The sequence below is a fragment of the Vibrio sp. 2017_1457_13 genome, from assembly GCF_030851525.1.
Taxonomy (GTDB): domain Bacteria; phylum Pseudomonadota; class Gammaproteobacteria; order Enterobacterales; family Vibrionaceae; genus Vibrio; species Vibrio metschnikovii.
On record NZ_VHTA01000002.1, the window covers coordinates 140,310 to 155,657 of the forward strand.

Sequence of the window (15,348 nt, forward strand, 5' to 3'; positions counted from 1 at the left end):
CAGCCGCTGTTGATCTGATGATAAAAGCCGTCATAGGTGTTTCACTCGTCGCTTGACTTCTTCTTGTTTACCGAAGTTAAACGGTCTTGCATCCGGACTACCGAGATAACCACAAACTCGGCGCGTGACCGATACTTTTGCAGAGTCATGATTACCACATTTAGGACAAACAAAGCCTTTGCTGGTACAAGAAAATTCACCAGTAAATCCGCACTCATAACACTCATCTATCGGCGTATTGGTGCCGTAGTATGGCACTCGGCTATAGCTGTAATCCCAAACGTTTTCCAATGCTTCAATATTGAGCTGCATATTAGGAAATTCGCCATAACAGATAAAACCGCCACTGGATATCGCTGGGTATGGCATTTCAAAGTCAATTTTATCGTATGGATTAACTTTCTTCTCTACATCTAAGTGAAAACTATTGGTGTAATAGCCCTTATCAGTTACTCCAGCAATAATCCCAAATTCTTTGCTGTCAATTTGGCAGAAACGGCTGCACAAATTTTCACTGGGCGTCGCGTACAAGCTGAACGCGTAGCCAGTCTCTTCTTTCCATTGATCCACTGCCGCACGCATGCGACTGATAATAGTTAACGCGTGATCGCGTAAAGCCGGACTATCATAAACGTGCTGTTGTGAACCAAACAGCGCATTAATGGTTTCATGTAAACCAATATAACCCAACGAAATAGACGCTCGGCCATCTTTAAAAATTTGCGCAATCGTATCATCGGCTTGCAAACGAACACCACAAGCCCCTTCCATATAAAGAATCGGCGCGACCCGCGCTTTAACATTCTCTAAACGACTAATACGAGTCTCTAAGGCTCGACGAGCCAGCAGTAATTGCTGATCTAACAAACGATAGAACTGGTCGACATCCCCCTTGGCTTTCAGTGCGATACGCGGCAGGTTTAAACTCACTACACCTAAGTTATTACGCCCTTCATGAACAAGCTCGCCCTGCTCTTGGTATGTATTGAGGAAGCTTCGACAACCCATTGGGGTTTTGAATGAACCCGTGACTTCAACCACTTTGTCGTAATTAAGAATATCGGGGTACATACGCTTCGACGCGCACTCTAAAGCCAGCTGCTTAATATCGTAGTTGGTGTCACCGGGTTTATGGTTCAAACCTTGTTTAATCGCAAAGACTAATTTCGGGAATACGGCGGTTTTACGATTTTTACCAAGCCCAGCGATACGATTTTTTAAGATCGATTGCTGAATTAAGCGCGCTTCCCACGACGTACCTAAGCCAAAACCAAACGTGACAAAAGGGGTTTGCCCATTAGCCGTGTGCAAGGTATTGACTTCATATTCCAGCGATTGGAAGGCGTCGTAACACTCTTTCTCGGTACGAGACATAGCAAAATCTTGTGCATTAGCAATGTGCCACTCTTCGGCAATCGCCAAATGTTTGTGATAGCTTGCTGTCACGTAAGGTGCGAGCACTTCATCAATGCGGTTGATTGTGGTGCCACCGTAAATATGGCTAGCGACTTGGGCGATAATTTGCGCGGTTACTGCCGTGGCGGTAGAAATCGATTTCGGTGTATCAATCTCAGCATTACCCATCTTGAAACCATGAGTAAGCATCCCCTGCAAATCAATCAGCATGCAGTTAAACATTGGGAAAAATGGCGCGTAGTCAAGGTCGTGATAGTGGATATCGCCTTGCTCATGGGCTTGTACAATATCTCGGGGGAGAATTCGGGTTTTGGCGTAATGTTTAGCAACAATCCCCGCTAATAAGTCTCGCTGAGTTGGGATCACTTTACCGTCTTTATTGGCATTCTCATTGAGTAGATCGGCATTACTTTCTTCAATCAGACCTTCAATTTCTTTGGTTAGCGTACTCTGCTTTTCACGGGCAATATCGCGATCGTGACGATATTCAATGTAGGAGCGAGCCAAACCTTTATACGGCCCTTGCATCAGTTCATTTTCAACCAAGGTTTGAATCTCAGCAATATGAACCTGCTGCTGACCCTCAAGTTGTAATTCAACCGCTAACGCGACATTGAGTGCATAAATAGCAATCTCGCTGGTGACTTGATCAGCAGCGCTTTCTACCGCCGCTTGAATACGATCTCGGCTAAACGACGCTTTAGAGCCGTCACGCTTGATTACGATTGGTTTCATGATATCTCCTTACCCAGAATATCCACACGCTTATCCACAAATACACCATATAGATAAAAGTCTGCACCGCTAACACAATATGTTGTGGCATATTAGACGAAATGCCGCCATGAGACGTATTGATTTAGATCAATAAAAACCAGACCATGGACAAGAAGACGACGATATTGAGGTCAGAGATCGCAATCTATTGAGAAACGATGAAAATAGGCATTTTCTCAAACAACGTATTGATTTTTTAAAAAGCCTGCTAGGCTAAGGACTTAAGATTCAACGGATGAAAATAACCATGATAACCCGATTTCTGTCACGATTGACTCTGTGTGTGGTGTTGCTCAGCTCATTTTGTGGCTATGCACAACCGATCAGTATCACAACCTGGAATATAGAATGGCTGACCTTAAATCCCGATGCGCCTGACGATAAGGGCAAACGTAGCGAAGCGGATTTTCAAGCCTTGTCTCGACATTTTCAGCGTTTCAGCCCTGATGTACTGGCTTTTCAAGAAGTGGATAGTATTGCTGCCATCCAAAAGGTGGTGGGTAATGAGTATCGAATTGTTTTATCTGAACGCGCCATGCCACAACATCAGCAGCATCAATTCAGTAAACTCAATCAATATACAGGTTTTGCTATCAAATCAACGATCCCTTTTGATACACCAGCTGATATTGATCTCTATGGACGGGCTAATCATAAACTGCGCTTCGCCACGTATGTGATTCTCTATCCTGATAATCCGAACGAGATCCACTTGCTTTCAGTGCATTTAAAAGCTGGATGCGCTGGAGCCTTCCATCCCAATACTGACAGTTGCCAAATTTTAAAAACTCAGGGCAAAGCACTCAATCGTTGGCTACAAGAGCGAGAGCGTCATCAACACGCGTTTATGATCTTAGGGGATTTCAATCATAATCTCGCCTACCAAGGCGATTGGCTATGGAAAATAATTAACCAAGAGTTAAACAAGCCAGTGCAACTCGCGACTCAAGAAACGCCCGCACGCTGCCAAGTTCGCTCTCGCCGTCAGCCAGATAAATTGCACCGCTTTCGTTCGTTAATTGATCATATCATTGTCAGTAGCCAAGTGAGCTATCAGCAAGTACAACAAATGATTTTTCCTAACGATGAAGTGCTGCGCTACCGACTGAGTGATCATTGTCCGATTCATGGTCAATTTCACTGGTAATTCTTTTACAGTCTATTAAGACCAGATAAAAAAATAGGCGTATTGAATGACATTTTTCAATACGCCATAAACCAAACCACTTAAGTAACTAGGATCGGGTTTTTAGCCATTGTCCCATGACAAATAAACCCATCAACATAGCCACAAAAAATACCCATACGTCACGGTTACCTAGCGCTAAACTTGACACTGCTGGCCCAGGGCAGATGCCTGCTAACCCCCAACCCAAGCCGAAAATAACCGCGCCGCTAATCAGACGACTATCGAGATGAGGATTATTCGCCAAACTAAAACTCGAGGCATTAAGGGGCTTAGCTTTTGGCTTGATCACAATAAAATAAGCAGGCATAAAGACCAATAATGCCCCACCCATCACAAACATTAGACTTGGATCCCAAGCGCCAGCCACATCTAAAAAGCCGATCACCTTGGTCGGATCCGCCATACCAGAAATCACCATACCGAGACCAAACAATAAGCCCGTTACCAGTGACGTTAAACGAAATAAGAACGTATTCATGATCTATCCTTACTAATAAAAAAGACTATGCGTTTAAAGAAGATGCAAACGAACAAAGACGGTAATACCAGCAACCAACATAAAGATCCCCGTAGCAACAATAGAGCGCAGCGACAAACGTCCAATACCACAGATACCATGGCCACTGGTACAACCATTACCTAAGCGAGTGCCTAAACCAACCAGTAAACCGGCGATGATTAACATTCCTGTACTCGATGAGTACTGTAAAGGCACTTCGGCTCCCAGTAAGCGCACCCCAAACACGCCTCCCGCCACCAAACCAATCATAAATAACCAGCGCCATGCGGTATCTTGCGCTTTGGGGGTTAATAAACCACCAAGGATGCCGCTGATCCCAGCCACTTTACCGTTCAATAACAGCAATAAAGTGGCGGAGACGCCGAGTAACATTCCGCCGAATAGTGAATACCAAGGAATTGAAAATGTCATAATTACCTCATCATGAATTAGCGTTATTTGGGTGACAAAAAATACGTTGTAAACTAGCGATTAGTTGTTTAACTTTATGATCAGCCAAAGAATAAAAAACTTGTTGCGAGCGTTTACGTGCGCTGATCAATCGCTGTTTACGCAGTAAAGCAAGATGCTGCGATAAGGCGGATTGACTCAATAAAGACGCTTGTTGTAACTGAGCTACCGCGACTTCACCTTCAATCAACTGACACAGCACCATCATCCGTTCAGGATGGGCCATAATTTTTAGTAATTCCGTGACCTCATCAATATGAACTTGCATTTGATCAATATTTATCTCAGCCATACGCTTATCTCCGGTCACACTGTCAACATAATAGTAATTAATCACTAAATTAGTCAACACTTATTTAGATTAATAAAAATTAGAACAATCTAATTTATTGACTTATACTGTTGCCAGTATTTTTAAAAGCTAGAAGAGGTAATCATGACCAAAATCGTTATTATTGGTGGCGTCGCAGGTGGCGCATCTGCCGCAGCCAGAGCTCGTCGTTTAAGTGAAGAGGCTGAAATTATCATGTTCGAACGAGGACCGTTCGTTTCCTTTGCTAACTGCGGTTTGCCTTATCACATCGGCGGTGATATTCAGGATCGCAGCAAATTGCTGCTACAGACACCAGAAAGTTTTCTCGCTCGTTTTAACGTTGATGTGCGAGTGATGAATGAAGTGATAGCAATCAATCGCTCAGAAAAAACGGTTACCGTGAAAAACCTTGTCGATGGTACCGAATATAACGAATCGTATGATTTCTTACTGCTTAGCCCAGGAGCAAGTCCGATAGTTCCCCCTATTGCTGGTCTTGATAATCCACTTACACATTCGCTGCGTAACATTCCCGATATGGATCGCATTATCCAAACTATTCAGATGAACAAGCCCACTCACGCGACTGTCGTCGGTGGTGGTTTTATTGGTTTAGAAATGATGGAAGCTTTTCATCAACTTGGGATTAAAACCACGCTGATTGAAATGGCCGATCAAGTAATGACACCCGTCGATAGAGAAATGGCCGGCTTTGTCCACCATGAAATTCGCAACCAAGGCATCGATTTACGTTTAGGTGTCGCATTGCAATCGGTTGAATTTGTCGCAACCACTTCCATTGCGAATACCGATGCTGGCGAGCAAGATTCTACTCAGCATTTGTGTGGCCAACTTTCATTAACATTAAGTAATGGCGACTCGTTAACCACTGAGCTATTGATTATGGCGATTGGCGTACGGCCTGAAACCACACTAGCGCAACAAGCAGGATTAGAGATTGGTCAACTCGGTGGTATCTGGACTAACGCAGAAATGCAAACCAGTGATCCTTTTATTTATGCCGTTGGCGATGCGGTTGAAGAGCAAGACTTTGTAACAGGTAAACCAACACTCGTGCCACTGGCGGGGCCTGCGAATCGGCAAGGTAGAATGGCAGCCGACAATATGTTTGGTCGCCAAGAAACGTATCAAGGAACACAAGGCACCGCTATTTGTAAAGTCTTTGATCTTGCCGTTGCTTCCACGGGTAAAAACGAAAAACAGTTAAAACGTGAAGGGATCGAATACGAAAAAGTCTACGTCCACACCGCCAGCCATGCCAGCTACTATCCGGGGGCAGAAATTGTCTCATTTAAAATGTTATTTGATCCCAATAATGGCAAAATATTCGGCGCGCAAGCGGTTGGCAAAGACGGAATTGATAAACGTATTGATGTGATGGCCGTAGCGCAACGCGCTGGCATGACAGTGGAACAACTTCAGCACCTAGAGTTAACTTACGCGCCACCGTACGGCAGTGCAAAAGATGTGATTAACCAAGCCGCGTTTGTGGCTACCAACCTGATGAAAGGTGATGCAAAAGCGATTCACTTTGATCAACTCGCCACCCTGAGTGACGATCAGATCATTTTAGATGTGCGCAATCCTGAAGAACGCCAAGAGGGTTGTTATCTACAAGGGGATATCAATATTCCAGTTGATCAATTACGTCAACGTATGAACGAACTACCAAAAGATAAAGAGATTGTTATTTACTGCCAAGTCGGGTTACGCGGTAACGTCGCCTATCGCCAGTTAGTAAACAATGGCTTTAAAGCTCGTAATTTGATTGGTGGTTATCGTACTTATTTTTATTCCAAAGTGTGATAACCACTTTATATATCGAAGAGATAGAGCATCCTGAACAATCAGCGCAGGATGCTCATCATATAATTATGCTACCACTTGCTTTCGAACAGTCTCTTCTTTCATTTTGGTTGCATCAAAACCATCATGCAAATGGTAATAACGCTGATAAATCATACCGCTCACTAACATTAAAACGGCAGGTAATCCTATCATGATGAATTCTAGTCCAGCGATCGTACTCTCTGTTTGCTCAACATTGGGGACATACCCAATAACGCTCAGACCTATACCAACGATAAAACCGCCTGCTGCACCAGCAAATTTAACCAGCATGGTTTGCACAGAAAAAATAACACTTTCACTACGACGTCCCGTTCTATATTCACCATAATCTACGACATCAGCCAACATTACGGTTTGAAGAGCGTTGGCAATACCTACACCAAATTTAATAGCAGCCCCTGCGATTCCAATGATAATTACATTGGCCGGAGCAACAAATCCCATAATTAATAAAATAAAGCAGGATAAAATTGGAAATCCACAGGCAATCATCCACAAATATTTACGAGGTAATAAGGCTGCAATTCTCGGAAATAAAAACACACCAGCTACTTCAGCAATACCGGCAAACATCATATAAACAGGAAATAATTCTGCTTTATTTAATGCATAAGAAAAATAATAGATAGCAAAACCACCAACAAGAAGGTTCGCGATTTGAAATGAAAGAACGGTACCAATCAATGCTTTAAGTTGATCATTTTTTCCAATAATCGTTAATACATCTTTAAAGCTAAATTTTGCTATCGTCATCGGAGGGGCTATTTTTTCTTTTACATTACGCGCAATTAAAAAAGCACTCATAATAAATAGTACAGCAATCAGCATCGCAACATTAAAAAATCCTTTACCTTGATCACCCTGCCCTAGCTCGCCAACAATATACAGACCATAAGTTCCGGTCACAAACCAAGCAAGACTTGCAAATAAACGCGGCCATACCACTAATTTTTCTCTCTCCTGACGAGAACTAGATAGCGCTGGAATCATTGACCAGTAAGGAATATCCATGATGGTGTATGTTAATCCCCACAAAATATAAGCGGCGGCAGCATAGATATAAAGCGTTGTACCTTCAAACATATGTGTACTAAATAAGCCAACCAGAACGACCGCATTTAGCAGTGTACCAATGACAATCCATGGGCGGAATTTGCCAAACTTTGAGCGCGTATTATCGACAATGACTCCCATCATAGGGTCAGTGATCGCATCAATAATACGAGCAGCTAAAAAGATGGTACCAACGAAAGCCGCGGGTAAGCCGGCAACGTCAGTGAAGTAGAACATTAAGAAAATATAGATAGGAGCACAGGCAAAATCTTTACCGAGTGCACCAAGGCCGTAAGAAACCTTAGTTTGTAGCGTAATTTTATCAGACATAATCGTTCCTTAGTATCGTACTGCTATGAGTTTCTTGATAAGAACTCATGGCATCAATGTCTTTTATTTATTGTTCGACGCTAATGCTATCTATACACCTGATACCTTACTGTGATCTATCACCAGCTTATGGAAACGTTTACATCGGAGTTTAAAAAATGAGACATAGCACATAAATAATCCCTAGATAACATTAAAAATTATTAAAATCAAAACGTTATAATAATAAAATTATGGTTAACATTACTTTTAAGCAACACGAACAGCCGTTTAACCTTCTGGTTAAACGGCCTAAAAATATCAACAGTGAGGATTTAACGATTACACTTAATCCATACGTTCGAACTTGACCAATATTGCCGTTTCAGGATCCAAAATTGGTATTGTTAGACCAACTTTCTCACACCATAACCCCGAAACTTCACAACCAGACTCAGTCCAGAGAGGCTGATAATTGACAATATCATCGTAATTTGAAGGTTTATCTAGAAGAAAAACTCGATATAAGCCTTGTGGCGCTAATCCCGGAACTCTCAGTTGGCCGCTTAATGAATTGGTTGGCATCGCAAGCTGAGCGATCATCGCAACCGCTTCAGATTGATCATTGGCTACCACAACATGGATTTGGTGCGCTTGGTCATCGGTAGGTACTCGCCAAGTTCTACCAGTGTGTAGTAATGGACGTAATATCTTGTGTAATTTAATATAACGCTCAAAACCTTTTTTTTCTGATTTTGTTTCTTTAACAGGGTCTAGTTCTATTCCCATATGGCCAAATAGCGCAGTCAAACCACGAAATTCTATGCTGTGCTGTCTTCGGGTACTATGACAATGGCTCGATCCTATATGACTTCCCATCACTTCTGGTGGGAAAAAGTAACTCATCCCACGTTGAATCGTTTGACGCTCTAACGCGTCATTATTATCTGAAGCCCAGAAACGATGTGTTCGTTTAAGCACCTCAAAATCAATACGCCCTCCTCCAGCAGCACACGATTCAATCTCAACTTGAGGATGTTTGACTCGAACTTTATCGACCAATTCATAGTAACGTAATGTTTGATTGTACGCTGAGGCTTGGCCTAGATGAGCCGGTTGAACAACTTCACGGTTCATATCCCACTTGATATAGGCAATATTGTAGGTTGATAAAAAATAGTCAAGTCGCTCAAATAAGAAGTTAAAAGCTTCTTCATTCTGTAGATTAATCACATATTGATTGCGTCCAGTGGGTTGCTCATATCCATCAATAGCGAGCAACCACTCTGGATGTGCGCGAAAGAGATCGGAGTTTGTATTGATCATTTCAGGTTCAAACCACAATCCAAACTCCATACCTAATTGATTCACATGTTCGACAATAGGTTGTAAACCATTCGGGTACTTAAAGGGGCATAGAAACCAATCTCCTAGGCCAGCTTTATCGCCATTTCTTCCTTTAAACCATCCATCATCAATAATAAAACGCTCAACGCCCATCTCTGCTGCTTGAGTTGCCATTGACATAATATATTCAGGATTATGTTCAAAATAGATACCTTCCCATGTATTTAAATGAATGGGTCTAGGTTTATCACGAAAGCTTTTCGATAAAATGGCATCCCTGACATGTGAATGGAAATGATGGCTCATTCCATTCAACCCCGAATGACTATAACTTGCATAAAGCCAAGGAGTTGTGAGACTTTCACCCTCTTTGAGCGCGATTTCTCCTGGGAAATAAATGACTTCAGCTTGCATGTAACGACGACCGTCTGCTTTTACATCGACTCTTAATCGATGATTTCCACTCCAAGCAAAATGGAAACCCCATACCTCTCCGTTCATTTCATCAAAATGCGAAGTCCCAGCAACAAGCGCAGGATAATGCTCATGAGAAGTTCGACCGCGTCGGTTCTCTTGTTGATAACCGCCTTGTAACAGGGGCTGACGAACCGTTTGGAACTCATGCACCCAGCGCCCATAATAGGTCATCAACTCATTAACACGAACAGGCAGAGGGAGCGTATTAGCAAAACGATTAACTTGGTAAACCCCTGCTCGAATATTGGTCAACGTACTGCGAGTTTGCAAAACATCATGTTCATCGAGTTTTAACTCCGTTTTTAAATGGACACCAGCAGTGACATCCTCACTCTCAATAACAATATTATCTTTATTTTTCTCGATTTGAGTTATCACAAATACGGGGGCCCAATGTTGACCATCACGATGACCTTCCAAACCCGGACTACTAAACACTCCGCGGCCAAGCTCAGGAAGCAAAGTCATTGGTACATCATCATCTAAACGCCCATATGGTACAGGACGGGACAAAGTGAGACGCGATCGCTCAACGCCATCCCCCACATCTATCCCCCAATATAAGACTTCAGCATAATCTCCAAGCTCAACAATAAGTTGAGTCTGCTTACCTGTTAGCTGAACCAGTGTTTTTTGCCGCATGTTTTTTACCTTGATGTTGGGTACAGTTTGGTATGATAGATAAATTGACGAAATAAACTGTGAGCTTCGACAAATAATGATAACGTTTCCATTTTATGCGCAAAACTTTGGAAATATTTATTGGAATTAGTTATTTTTATGACGAAAAGAGTCAGAAAACAAGAAGGCACAGTTTAGTGCGTCAAAAACGTAATCCAACCTAATGAAATAACGCACATCCTGTTATTATAGTCATCTTCATTAGCGCACCTTACTGCTAGCGATTGAGATCAATACTCGTGTTCTCAAGACGTTGAGATCCGTTATAACGTGTCTAAACCTGTTCTTTTTCCTTACCTATGCCGGCACATTTTATTAGGTATTCTTGTCTCTTACTTATTTAACGCCTCATGAAAACATGATGGGTATCACAAAAAAAACTCCCTAACAATAGTCAATATTAAAATGCTACCTTTATCATGAAAACGTTTCCAAATTTATTTATACTATTTGCCAGATTAGAGGCTTAGCGAAAAATAAATCCATAGACATAAAGTAAAAAGACAAGTGAGAGTGCTGGGATTTACCCCCTATGCGCAAACTGAAATTTGGCGAGTCAATCTATTAGCAGCAACCGTAGGTTACGTTAACTAAAACGCTTAAGCTCTAAAACTTTATTTAAAAACCGATAATTAGGTAAAGAATTCATGACAACATTTGTAGATATTATTCAACGACGTGACTGGGAGAATCCGCAGTCCGTGAACATTCACTGCCTAAAAGCACACAGCCCACTTCACAGTTTTCGTCACATTGACCATGCCCGTGATGGTATTCATACTCAACGTCAATCACTCAATGGTCAGTGGAAATTCAAGCTTTTCAATAAACCAGAACTAGTCGATGGACAATTCATTGAAACCAGTTTTAATGATGAAAACTGGGATGAGATCACGGTTCCTTCCAACTGGCAGCTACAAGGTTACGACAAGCCCATCTATGCTAACGTCAAGTATCCATTTGAGGTAAAGCCACCATTTGTTCCAGTAGAGAACCCAACGGGCTGCTACCGAACCATTGTTTCACTATCAGCAGACGCTCTTACCCATACTCAACGCATCATCTTTGATGGTGTTAACTCTGCATTCCACTTTTGGTGTAATGGGGCATGGGTGGGTTATAGTCAAGATAGTCGTTTACCCGCTGAATTTGACCTGACACCACACCTTGTTGTAGGCGAAAATACGCTTGCCGTAATGGTGATTCGTTGGTGTGACGGCAGTTACTTAGAAGACCAAGACATGTGGTGGCTCAGTGGTATTTTCAGAGATGTCACCCTACTTTCTAAACCTAAGCACTGCATTGAAGATGTCTTCATTACTCCGGATCTCGACGCATGTTATCGCGATGGTTCTCTGTCTATCGTGACTCACATTTCAGCGCCAGACACTTACCAAGTTCAAGTCCAACTTTTTGAGGGTGAGCAGGCAGTAACAGAACCAAAAATTGATCGACCACATAACCGTCGTATTGATGAGCGTGGTACATGGAATGACGTGGTATTCCAGACTCTGCATCTACACAACCCTAAAAAATGGACCGCAGAAACTCCCCATCTATACCGCTTAATCGTCTCATTATTGGATGAAAATGGTCACCACCAAGAAAGTGAAGCATACCAAGTTGGTTTTCGAAAAGTGGAAATCCGTGATGGTCAATTGAAACTCAATGGTAAACCCTTGTTGATCCGTGGCGTTAACCGCCATGAGCATCATCCAGAGCTAGGCCATGTCATGACAGAAGAAGATATGATCCGCGATATCTGTCTAATGAAACAATACAACTTCAACGCAGTTCGTACCGCTCATTATCCCAATCACCCACGTTGGTATGAACTGTGTGATCAATACGGTTTGTATGTATGCGATGAAGCCAATATCGAAACTCACGGTATGCAACCGATGAATCGCCTTTCAAGCGATCCACAATGGGCACACGCCTACATGAGTCGCTATACCCAAATGATCATGCGTGATAAGAATCACCCGTCGATTATTATTTGGTCGTTGGGTAACGAATCTGGTCATGGCAGTAACCACAATGCCATGTACGCTTGGTCAAAAAATTACGACCCTTCTCGTCCGGTACAATACGAAGGAGGTGGAGCTAACACAGAGGCAACGGATATCATTGCTCCTATGTATGCCCGCGTGAATACAACGATAAAAGATGAAGCCGTACCGAAATGGTCAATCAAGAAATGGATTTCGTTGCCCAATGAAACTCGCCCACTAATATTATGTGAATACGCCCATGCCATGGGCAATAGTCTAGGCAGTTTTAACGAGTATTGGGATGCATTTCGAGAATTCCCTCGCCTTCAAGGTGGTTTTGTTTGGGATTGGGTTGATCAAGGTTTAAGCCAGTGGGATGAGAATGGTCAACACTTTTGGGCCTATGGTGGAGATTTCGGTGATGAAATCAACGACCGACAGTTCTGCATCAATGGCTTGATTTTCCCAGATCGCACGGTACACCCTACGTTAGAAGAAGCCAAACATTGTCAACGTATGATTAGCGTTTCACTACAAGGACAAACGAATGGAGTTTGTCAGCTATTAGTGACAAATGAACATTTATTCCGTGCTACCGATAACGAACAATTAAACTGGTCACTATTGGAAAATGGCAAAGCGATTCAATCTGGTTCAATCGCACTGAATATCAAGGCAGATAGCCAAGAAATCATATCAGTTGATTTAAATTTTACCCCCCGATTAGACGCACAATATCACTTAAATACTGATATTATCTTGGTTGAAAAGACACTTTGGGCACCCGCTGGCCACATCTGTGCTTCGGAGCAGTTTGCACTTTATCATGGCAAAGGCCTAATGATGCCGAAGCTGGAAATCCAACCACCACCACTAATGAGCCAAACCAATAACATGATTATGATCACGAGCCTAGATGGTCAGCATCAATGGTGTTGGGATAGCCAAACAGGCTTGATGATTGATTGGAAAGTCAACGGTAAAGCTCAGCTACTAACTGCGCCACAAGATAACTTCTTCCGAGCACCACTGGATAACGACATCGGTATAAGTGAAGTAGATAATGTGGATCCAAACGCTTGGGTATGTCGTTGGGACAACGCTGGTATTGGCCGATGGAAGCGCGAATGTGTAAGCTGTCATAGTGAAACACTCACACACTCGGTACAAGTAACCTCAATTTTCGCTTATCAATTTAATGGCATCATTCAAGCGATCACCTCGTGGACACAAACACTAAAAAATAGTGGAGAGATGCAACTAAACGTTGATGTAAAACTGGCCGACGAACTCCCTCCAATACCACGCATTGGTTTGGAGCTCATTTTGCCCTTGAATGAGAAAAATCCTATCATTACATGGCAAGGCTTAGGCCCATTTGAAAACTATCCAGATCGCTTGTCCGCTGCACGTTTTGGCTGTTACGAAAAAACATTACAGCAAATGCACACACCCTATATCTTCCCGACCGATAATGGGCTACGTTGCAACGTTCAAAGATTAAGCCTTAACCAATTAGAAATTATAGGAAACTTTCAATTTAGTGTTAGTCAATATAATCAAGAACAGTTAACCCAAGCAAAACATACCAATGAACTGATCATAGAAGATAAAATATATGTGAGGATTGATCATCAACACATGGGGGTCGGTGGTGACGACTCATGGAGCCCAAGCGTACATAAAGAGTATCAACTTTGTGCGAAATCCTATCAATATAGCCTTACTTTAAAATCCATACTTAACACCGTTAGTTAACTAAATTTGATTTAGCCCCTTGATTATCTCTAGGGGCTTTTTCTAAAGTCGTTAACTCAATATCTTGAAACAACACAACAATCACATTGATAGGATTTGAATTTTCTAGTGATGAGGTGTTAAATGGCACGGCCGACAATACTAGAGAACCCTATGACGACTATCAAAGATGTTGCAAAAGCTGCAGGTGTATCCATAGCGACCGCTTCTCGAGTCATCAATAACTCACCCCAAACGAGTGAAAAAGCGGTTAAAGCCGTACAACAAGCAATGAAAGCATTGGGCTATCGACCCAATGCAAACGCTAGAGCGCTGGTAAGTAAATCCTCCAATACTATTGGCGTATTGGTCAATGATGTCTCATCTCCATTCTTTGGCAGCATGGTCAAAGCCATCGATACCGTCGCTAGTGAACAAGGAAAACAACTACTGATAGGCAGTGGGTACCATGATGCTGATAAAGAAAGAAACGCCATCAACCTACTGATCAATAGCCAATGTGAATCTTTAGTTGTACATAGCAAAGGGATGAGCGATGAAGAACTTCGACAACTGGCTAATGAAATTCCGGGAATGGTGCTGATTAATCGAAGTATTCCTGGAATAGAATCTCGCTGTGTGGCTTTAGATAACTATAAGGGCTCCTACATCGCAACTGAATATTTAATTAAAAATGGCCATAGGGATATTGGCTATATTTGTTCTAGTCATGATATTGCAGATGCGCATGATCGACTCCGAGGCTATTACGATGCTCTGCGAGATAATCATATTACGATAAAAGAAAGTTATATTGAATTTGAAGAACCAGACGAAAAAGGCGGAGAGTTAGCCATGGTCAACCTTCTCGCCAAAAATATGCCATTATCTGCAATTGCAACCTATAACGACTATATGGCTGCAGGTTGTATGGCATTACTACAAGAAAATGAGATACGAATCCCCCAAGATATCTCTATTGTAGGCTTTGACGATGGTCATATCGCACGTTACATCTACCCTCGCCTAACCACTATTCGTTACCCAATACAAGTCATGGCCGCTGAAGCCGTCAAACTTTCAACTCAGTTGATAAATAAAGAGGTAATACAATCCCATACCCAACGTCTATTCTTACCAATATTGGTTAGACGTTCTACTGTGGCCGTGAACAATCAAAACATCACTTAAGGGGATTAATCGGTAGTCAAAA

The 15,348-nt window shown here is 42.3% G+C and carries 10 protein-coding genes; 4 read left to right on the forward strand and 6 right to left on the reverse strand.

Features of this window, described 5'->3' with window-relative positions; all coding sequences use genetic code 11:
* Positions 1-30 precede the first annotated feature (30 nt).
* The gene (gene nrdD, locus FKN88_RS03180) at positions 31-2,151 is read right to left on the reverse strand and encodes an anaerobic ribonucleoside-triphosphate reductase (protein WP_154171124.1); all 2,121 of its coding nucleotides are present in this window, start codon (positions 2,149-2,151) and stop codon (positions 31-33) included.
* Positions 2,152-2,440: 289 nt separating this feature from the next.
* Here nrdD and FKN88_RS03185 point away from each other — a divergent pair, with 289 nt between their 5' ends.
* Positions 2,441-3,340 (forward strand): endonuclease/exonuclease/phosphatase family protein, encoded by a 900-nt coding sequence (locus FKN88_RS03185; protein ID WP_170905626.1) that lies wholly within the window; start codon positions 2,441-2,443, stop codon positions 3,338-3,340.
* 88 nt (positions 3,341-3,428) lie between these two features.
* Here FKN88_RS03185 and FKN88_RS03190 read toward each other — a convergent pair whose 3' ends face one another.
* Genes FKN88_RS03190 through FKN88_RS03200 form a run of 3 tightly spaced genes read right to left on the reverse strand, consistent with a single transcriptional unit; the run spans position 3,429 to position 4,644 of the window.
* Positions 3,429-3,860: a YeeE/YedE family protein gene (locus tag FKN88_RS03190; protein ID WP_161438059.1), complete on the reverse strand. Its 432-nt coding sequence runs from the start codon at positions 3,858-3,860 to the stop codon at positions 3,429-3,431.
* A gap of 33 nt (positions 3,861-3,893) precedes the next feature.
* Positions 3,894-4,313 carry a YeeE/YedE family protein gene (locus tag FKN88_RS03195; RefSeq protein WP_158145028.1) on the reverse strand — a complete coding sequence of 140 codons (420 nt, stop codon included), beginning with the start codon at positions 4,311-4,313 and terminating at the stop codon, positions 3,894-3,896.
* A 10-nt stretch (positions 4,314-4,323) separates the two neighbouring features.
* Positions 4,324-4,644 (reverse strand): metalloregulator ArsR/SmtB family transcription factor, encoded by a 321-nt coding sequence (locus FKN88_RS03200; RefSeq protein WP_306687216.1) that lies wholly within the window; start codon positions 4,642-4,644, stop codon positions 4,324-4,326.
* Between the two features lie 144 nt (positions 4,645-4,788).
* On the opposite strand from FKN88_RS03200, the gene FKN88_RS03205 reads away from it, so the two are divergent.
* Positions 4,789-6,492 (forward strand): FAD-dependent oxidoreductase, encoded by a 1,704-nt coding sequence (locus FKN88_RS03205; protein ID WP_154171128.1) that lies wholly within the window; start codon positions 4,789-4,791, stop codon positions 6,490-6,492.
* A 66-nt stretch (positions 6,493-6,558) separates the two neighbouring features.
* On the opposite strand, the gene melB is transcribed toward FKN88_RS03205, so the two are convergent.
* Positions 6,559-7,920, reverse strand: a complete 1,362-nt coding sequence (gene melB, locus FKN88_RS03210; RefSeq protein WP_187984820.1) for a melibiose:sodium transporter MelB — start codon at positions 7,918-7,920, stop codon at positions 6,559-6,561.
* Positions 7,921-8,247: 327 nt separating this feature from the next.
* Positions 8,248-10,365, reverse strand: coding sequence for an alpha-galactosidase (locus tag FKN88_RS03215; protein WP_154171130.1), 2,118 nt, complete (start codon positions 10,363-10,365; stop codon positions 8,248-8,250).
* Between the two features lie 686 nt (positions 10,366-11,051).
* On the opposite strand from FKN88_RS03215, the gene FKN88_RS03220 reads away from it, so the two are divergent.
* Complete coding sequence (locus FKN88_RS03220) at positions 11,052-14,156, forward strand: beta-galactosidase (protein ID WP_306687217.1); 3,105 nt, start codon at positions 11,052-11,054, stop codon at positions 14,154-14,156.
* 153 nt (positions 14,157-14,309) lie between these two features.
* Positions 14,310-15,326 carry a substrate-binding domain-containing protein gene (locus FKN88_RS03225; protein ID WP_161429764.1) on the forward strand — a complete coding sequence of 339 codons (1,017 nt, stop codon included), beginning with the start codon at positions 14,310-14,312 and terminating at the stop codon, positions 15,324-15,326.
* Positions 15,327-15,348 lie beyond the last annotated feature (22 nt).